Below are 1871 nucleotides of genomic sequence, written 5' to 3' on the forward strand. Positions count from 1 at the left end.
GCGGTACCGGAGTGTCTGCTACACCATTGGCGCCGGGGACACCCCGGCCACGAAGTGGAGCGCCGCCCGGATGCGCCGGGACATCCGCGCCATCCGCGACGGGCTGCACGCGAACGCCGTGAAGGTCACCGGCGACGGCGTGCGACGGCTGACCGCCACCGCCGAAGAGGCCGCCGAGCGCGGGCTGTACGTGCGGGCCGAGCCCACCCTCGGCGACCGGCCGCCGCGCGAGATCCTCGACCATCTCGCCGAGGTCGGCCGGCACGCCGAGGGGCTGCGCCGCCAGGGCGCGGGGGTGGAGCTGAGCGTCGGGTGCGAGTTCTGGCTGTTCGTCCCCGGGATCCTGCCGGGTGCCAACGTGCTGGAGCGGATCGAGAACCTCCAGAACGGCACCTTCGACCCCGTCGAGATGCAGCGCAAGCTCGACGAGTTCACCGCCCGCGCCGCCGCCGTCGGCAGGTCCGTCTTCGGCGGCGAACTCAGCTACGCCGCCGCCCAGGACGACGAGGTCGACTGGGGCCTCTTCGACATCGTCGGCATCGACTACTACGGCTACCACGAGCGCCCCGCCGGCTACCGCCGCGACCTGCGCACGTACCTGCGCTTCGGCAAGCCGCTGTCGATCGCCGAGTTCGGCTGCTGCACGTACGAAGGCGCCCCCGCGGACGGCGGCATGGGGTGGGCGAAGGTCGACTTCGACAAGAGCCCGCCGGTGCTGACCGAGCCGCTGGTACGCAGCGAGCGTACGCAGGCCGCCTATGTCACCGACGTCTACGACGTCATCGAGTCGATGGGGCTGCACTCGGCGCACGCCTTCGAGTTCGTCACCCCCGAGTCGTGGCACTGGCCGAACGACCCGGCCCACGACCTCGACACCGTCAGCTACGCCATCGTCAAGCCGGTCCAGGACACCCCCGGCGACCCGGAGTCGCCCTGGCGCTGGGAGCCCAAGGAGGCGTACCACGCGCTCGCCTCCCGCTACGCCCGCGCCGCCCGCCGCGCGCGGCCGTAGCCACGAGCCCGTAGCCACGAGCCCGTAGCCGCGCGTTCCCGGCCGGCGCGACCGTGCCCGGGTGCCCTCCCCGGGCGCGGCCTCTACCCTCTACTCTCGGTCCGCCCGCAGCGGCTGCGCGGGCCGTGGAGTCCGGGACGGTACGGGACGGGGTGCGCGATGGCCGGTGCGAACGGTGGCGGGGGGCGGCTGCGCACGTACCGCGGCAACCTCGTGTCGATGGTCTTCCTCGCTCTGCTGTGCGCGGTCTTCGGCGCCCTCTTCGCGTTCTTCGGGCTGCTGCTCGTCATCGGGGCGGGTGCGCCCGCCGCGGTCGCGATCCCGTTCTGCGCCGCCGCACTGGGCCTGTTCCTGCTGACGTTCTGCGTCGTGCGCGGGGTGACGGTCGTCGACGACGGCGGCATCACGCTCCGCTGGCTGCGCACCAGGCGGCTGGCCTGGCCCGACGTCCTGGCCGTCGAACTGGAGCACAACGCGCCCGCGTCGGCGGAGCGCAAGCGCCCCGTCATGGGCGTGGTCGTCTACCACCGCGACGGCCGCCGGCTGACGCTGCCCAACGTCATCGACAGCCGCGGCCTGGCCGCCCACCGCGAGGCGCAGGTGATCCGCGGGATATGGGAGCGCCGGCGCGGCGCGGACTGGACGCCGCGGCCGGAGGTCACGACCGCCGCACGGGCCAAGGCCGACGCCGCCGAGCGCAACGAGAACTCGCTGGTCGAGGCGATGGGTTTCGGCCGGTCCGCGGTCCGCGTGCTGGTGGGCTGCGTGCTGGCCGTCGCCGTCGTCTTCCTGGCCACGGGCAACGCCGATGCCGTACCGGACATCCCCGGCGGGGTCTTCGTCGGCGTCTTCGCCGCGG

Annotated in this window: 2 protein-coding genes; both read left to right on the plus strand. The window is 73.7% G+C overall.

The genetic code is table 11. The annotated features are described in order from the left end of the window. Nucleotides 1–1012 (plus strand): glycoside hydrolase family 113 protein (locus tag H5J30_RS30430; RefSeq protein WP_181790655.1); only part of this gene is annotated, 1012 nt, incomplete at its 5' end. 159 nt (nucleotides 1013–1171) lie between these two features. Beyond that, nucleotides 1172–1871 (plus strand): PH domain-containing protein (locus tag H5J30_RS30435; RefSeq protein ID WP_181790657.1); only part of this gene is annotated, 700 nt, incomplete at its 3' end.

Source organism: Streptomyces phytophilus (assembly GCF_013870535.1).
Lineage (GTDB): Bacteria > Actinomycetota > Actinomycetes > Streptomycetales > Streptomycetaceae > Streptomyces > Streptomyces phytophilus.